The following is a 4,864-nucleotide window of genomic DNA, read 5'->3' on the forward strand; positions in this document are numbered from 1 at the left end:
CGACTTTGAATATGCTGATGAAAATGGCAAGACCATGAACATCAGCAATGCTTTGGTGCAATTCAATCCCAGTCAGGTCAATTTGAAGCAATTCGACGCGACAACGGGAAAAAGCGACATTAGCGTAACTGGAGTACTGGAGAATTTTTATGGTTTCATCTTTAAAAACCAAGAATTGAAAGGGGATTTTAATCTGAATTCAAGCCAATTGGCCGTTAGTGATTTCATGACCACGGAAGAGGACGGTAAAACAGACGCCAAAAAAACAGAAGCCATGAAAATCCCTGCCTTCTTGAATTGCTCGCTAACCGCAAAAGCAAATACCGTGCTGTATGACAATTTAACCTTGAAGGATGTCTCCGGAAAACTGATTGTCAAAGACGAAAAGCTGACGATGGAAAACATAAAAAGTTCCATTTTTGGTGGTACGATCGGATTGAACGGTGCCGTTTCAACCAAAGGAAAAACCCCTACTTTCGAAATGAATCTGGGACTGAACCAAGTAGACATTGCGCAATCGTTTACCCAACTGGACATGCTGAAAAAGCTTGCGCCAATTGCGGGAATCATCAATGGAAAATTGAATTCGACCATAAAACTGAATGGGTTTCTTAACGAAAAAACGATGAGCCCCGATCTGAAAACGCTGACTGGTGATCTGTTGGGACAATTGCTTTCCACCACCCTAAACTCAACTAATTCGACCTTGTTGACTGCATTGGGTTCCAACTTGAAATTTATTGACGTCAGCAAGATTGATTTAAACAACTTGAAAGCGGCAATAACCTTCAAGGACGGAATGGTAAACGTAAAACCATTTGACATCAAGTATAAGGATATAAAAGCGACTATTGGGGGAAGCCATGGGTTTAACCAAAAGATGAATTACAATCTGAAATTTGACGTTCCGGCGAAATATCTGGGAACGGAGGCAAATGCGCTAATTGCAAGGTTATCTCCCGCTGATGCCGAAAAAATGAAAAGCATTCCCATTAACGCTGTCCTTACGGGAAATTTCAGCCATCCAAAAATTACTACCGATATAAAAAGTGCGGTCACTAACCTGACCAACCAATTGGTGGCGCAACAAAAGCAGCGATTGTTAAATCAAGGAACTTCCGCTTTAAGTGATTACATCACTAAGAACCAGAAACCCGCCGACACCGCAAAAACGGCTGTTCCCGCAACCAAGGAAGAGGTCAAAACAAAAGCGGTTGAAGAAGTAAAAACGAAAGCCTCAGATTTGCTGAATGGATTGTTTAAGAAGAAACAGCCTGCAGCCGAAGAACCTAAAACACCCTAACAAATAAACATCCCAAAAGTAAATTACTTTTGGGATGTTTTATTATACTGAAATCCTCACGACATATCCCTCGGAACTGCGAATATTAAAGACTGTTCCATCTTCAAACATCAAGTATTGCCCTTTGACGCCTGTTAATTTACCTTCGAAAGTCGGCGTTTTTTCGAGGCTTAGACTTTTCACTTTGGCGGGATACTCTAAAACGGGGTAATGCATTTCATACAAATCATTTTTGTTCAAAAAGAAATATTCCTGTACTTCTGTTGGCAGTACCTTTTCGAGCTTTAATCTTTCTTCCAACAAGTCTATATGCTCGATAGAATTGGTCAACATTTTACGCCAATTTGTTTTATCGGCATAATGGTTTTTCAAGGCTACCTCGGTAACTCCGGCCAAATATCGATTGGGAACTTCAACTATCGAAACGGCTCTAATCGCGCCTTGATCAATCCATCTTGTGGGCACTTGCGTTTTCCTGGTCACCCCTACTTTCACTTCGCTTGACAAAGCCAAGTAAACAATATGGGGCTGCAACTGCACTTTCTCCTCATATGCCAAATCCCTGTCTTGAATTCCAAGGTGGGCGGTACTCAATTCAGGCTTCATAATCCAATCCCCGACTGATGCGCTGGAGTAAAAACAATCGTAACAGAAACCCTGACGGAATATTTTTTTCTTCTTCCCACAATTCAAACATTGGTAACCTGAAAAATTGATTTCAATATTTTTATTTAGTAATTGATTCACATTCAAAAAACTGTCTTCAAAAACCAGATAATATTGAATCGGATTACCAAATTCAGTTTGCATTTTTGTTAGTACTCCTTCGTATTGCATAAATTATATTTTTGACTTTTAGGATTCCCATTCGAAACAAGATCATTTTTTAAACCCCGAATTGGCATGGTTTATTAGGAATACTAGATTTTTTTACTATTTTTGATAACGTTGTAAAGTTAGTATTTGTTATTTGATATTCAAATCCTGATTCCAAAATCCTAATTCTAAAATCCACGCCTAAAAAATGCCTATACAATTACTTAATTCATTTGCATCTTGGGTTTTGAAACAGCGAATCCATCAGATCGAACTTTTCCTAAAATACCCTAATGAGGTTCAGGAAGAATTACTTATGAATTTAATACAGTCATCAAAAAACACTGTTTTAGGCAAAGAGTACGATTACGCCACGATAAATTCCTATGCTACTTTTGCCGACAGAATCCCGATTTCCACTTATGAAGAATTGCAACCGCTGATCGAAAGGACCCGTAAAGGAGAGCAAAATGTTTTTTGGGAAACCCCAATAAAATGGTTTGCAAAATCAAGCGGGACCACCGACGCAAAAAGTAAGTTTATCCCGGTGAGCAGCGAGGCATTGGAGGATTGCCATTACAAGGGGAGTAAAGACCTATTGTGCATGTATTTAAACAACAATGAAGACTCACAACTTTTTCTTGGAAAAAGCCTTCGCCTTGGCGGAAGCTCCCAAATATACGAAGACAACAATACTTTTTTCGGCGATTTATCAGCCATCTTAATTGAAAACATGCCCATTTGGGCTGAGTTCAGCAGCACACCAAGCAACCGGATTTCGCTGATGAGTGACTGGGAAACCAAGATTGCAGCGATTATCAACGAAACCAAAAAAGAAAACGTCACCAGTTTTGCGGGTGTCCCTTCCTGGATGCTTGTATTGATGAATAAAATGCTTGAGGATACGGGTAAAGGGAATCTGCTTGAAATCTGGCCTAATCTGGAAGTCTATTTTCATGGCGGCGTAAGTTTTGAGCCTTACCGCGAACAGTACAAAAAAATGCTCCCTAAAAGGGATTTTAAATATTACGAGATATACAATGCATCCGAAGGATTTTTTGCTATCCAGGACCTCAACAATTCCGAGGACCTGTTGTTGATGTTGGATTACGGCATTTTCTATGAGTTCATCCCGATGGACACTTTTGGAACCGCGGAGCAAAAGACCATTCCTTTGACGGACGTGGAGTTGTTTAAAAATTACGCCTTGGTCATCACCACCAATTCAGGCTTGTGGCGTTATTTGATTGGTGACACCGTACGTTTCACTTCGTTGAGCCCCTACCGAATTAGGGTAACGGGCAGAACAAAACATCATATCAATGTGTTCGGCGAGGAGTTGATGGTCGAAAATACGGATCACGCTATTGCCAAAGCGTGCAGAGTCACCCGTTCCGAAATAGTGGATTATACCGTCGCCCCCATATTTATGATAGACCGCGAGAAAGGCGCACACGAATGGATGATCGAATTCAAAAAGAAACCGACGGACATGGCCTTGTTTCAAAAGGTATTGGATGAAAGCATACAATCAGTGAATTCCGATTACGAGGCGAAAAGACACAATAACATGACCCTTAATCCGTTAGTCATAAACATAGCGCGCGAAAATTTGTTTTACGACTGGCTGAAAGACCGCAACAAACTGGGCGGGCAGCACAAAATACCAAGACTATCTAACCAGCGAGACTATTTGGAGCAGTTAAAAAACATGCAGCTTAAAGTAATACTATAAATGAGAAAAATACTCCCACTACTGTTCGCTCTTTCTATGCTGGCCTCCTGCGGACCACACAGAATGCGCTGTGGCGCAAGGGGAATTTGTCAAAGTCCAGAAAAACAAGCAGTCGAAAAACCTCAAAAAACAGCTTCCGAAAAGGTTTAGAACAGAAAATAAGTAAAAACGAGATTGCATAAAAAAAGCCTCAATTCAAGAAGAACCAAGGCTTGTAACAGTATTTTGTGGATTTAGTCCTCCATCATATCGATATGCCTGTCGTGATAACCCAAAAGATATAAAACTCCGTCCAGACCGAGGCTTGAGATTGAAGTCGAAGCGCTTTCCTTCACCGTTGGTTTGGCATGAAAAGCGATACCCAAACCTGCCAAGTTCAACATAGGCAAATCGTTCGCTCCGTCGCCCACAGCAATAGTTTGGTTGATGTGAATGCCTTCTTTTTCTGCAATGGCCTTCAGGTATTCGGCTTTCTTTTGGCCGTCGACAATTTCGCCCAAATATTTACCCGTCAATTTTCCGTCTATTATTTCCAGTTCATTGGCATGAACGTAATCAATCCCCAATTCCTTTTGCAGGTAATTCCCAAAGTAGGTAAACCCTCCCGACAAAATAGCGGTTTTGTATCCATAATATTTCAGAGCCTTCATCAAGCGGTGCGCCCCTTGCGTAATTGGCAAGTTTTCGGCAACCGTTTTCAGCACGTCTTCGCTCAAACCTTCGAGCAAAGCCATGCGCTGTTTGAAGCTTTCGCTAAAATCGATCTCCCCGTTCATGGCCGATTCTGTGATGGCTCTCACCTGCTCGCCTACGCCAGCCAGATCAGCCAATTCGTCAATCACTTCTGTCTGAATCAAAGTAGAATCCATATCAAAACACACCAAACGTCTGTTTCGGCGGTACATGTTGTCCTCCTGAAAAGAGATATCCACATCTAAAGTTCTGGAAATTTCCATAAAACTGGCGGTCATATACGTTTTATCGACGATAGTGCCCGCCACGGATAATTG

At 41.3% G+C, this 4,864-nt stretch carries 5 protein-coding genes; 3 read left to right on the top strand and 2 right to left on the bottom strand.

All coding sequences use genetic code 11. The annotated features are described in order from the left end of the window. A partial coding sequence (locus VIH09_RS02675; RefSeq protein WP_331577614.1) for an AsmA-like C-terminal region-containing protein occupies positions 1–1,303 on the top strand: 1,303 nt, incomplete at its 5' end. 42 nt (positions 1,304–1,345) lie between these two features. Here VIH09_RS02675 and VIH09_RS02680 read toward each other — a convergent pair. Then, positions 1,346–2,140, bottom strand: coding sequence for a DUF2797 domain-containing protein (locus tag VIH09_RS02680; RefSeq protein WP_331577616.1), 795 nt, complete (start codon positions 2,138–2,140; stop codon positions 1,346–1,348). 187 nt (positions 2,141–2,327) lie between these two features. On the opposite strand from VIH09_RS02680, the gene VIH09_RS02685 reads away from it, so the two are divergent. Both VIH09_RS02685 and VIH09_RS02690 read left to right on the top strand, forming a co-directional pair. Continuing rightward, positions 2,328–3,854 carry a GH3 auxin-responsive promoter family protein gene (locus tag VIH09_RS02685; RefSeq protein ID WP_331577618.1) on the top strand — a complete coding sequence of 509 codons (1,527 nt, stop codon included), beginning with the start codon at positions 2,328–2,330 and terminating at the stop codon, positions 3,852–3,854. Further along, positions 3,855–4,004: a hypothetical protein gene (locus tag VIH09_RS02690; protein ID WP_331577620.1), complete on the top strand. Its 150-nt coding sequence runs from the start codon at positions 3,855–3,857 to the stop codon at positions 4,002–4,004. Positions 4,005–4,087: 83 nt separating this feature from the next. Here VIH09_RS02690 and serB read toward each other — a convergent pair. After that, positions 4,088–4,864, bottom strand: a 777-nt coding sequence (serB, locus tag VIH09_RS02695; protein ID WP_331577622.1) for a phosphoserine phosphatase SerB, incomplete at its 5' end; no start/stop codon positions are given.

This window comes from Flavobacterium sp. (assembly GCF_036515215.1).
In the GTDB taxonomy this organism is placed as follows: domain Bacteria; phylum Bacteroidota; class Bacteroidia; order Flavobacteriales; family Flavobacteriaceae; genus Flavobacterium.

What these genes read in the sequence shown, in the direction of transcription:
- VIH09_RS02680 (WP_331577616.1), bottom strand. Translation starts at nt 2,140, where the DNA reads ATGCAATACGAAGGAGTACTAACAAAAATGCAAACTGAATTTGGTAAT.
- VIH09_RS02685 (WP_331577618.1), top strand. Translation starts at nt 2,328, where the DNA reads ATGCCTATACAATTACTTAATTCATTTGCATCTTGGGTTTTGAAACAG.
- VIH09_RS02690 (WP_331577620.1), top strand. Translation starts at nt 3,855, where the DNA reads ATGAGAAAAATACTCCCACTACTGTTCGCTCTTTCTATGCTGGCCTCC.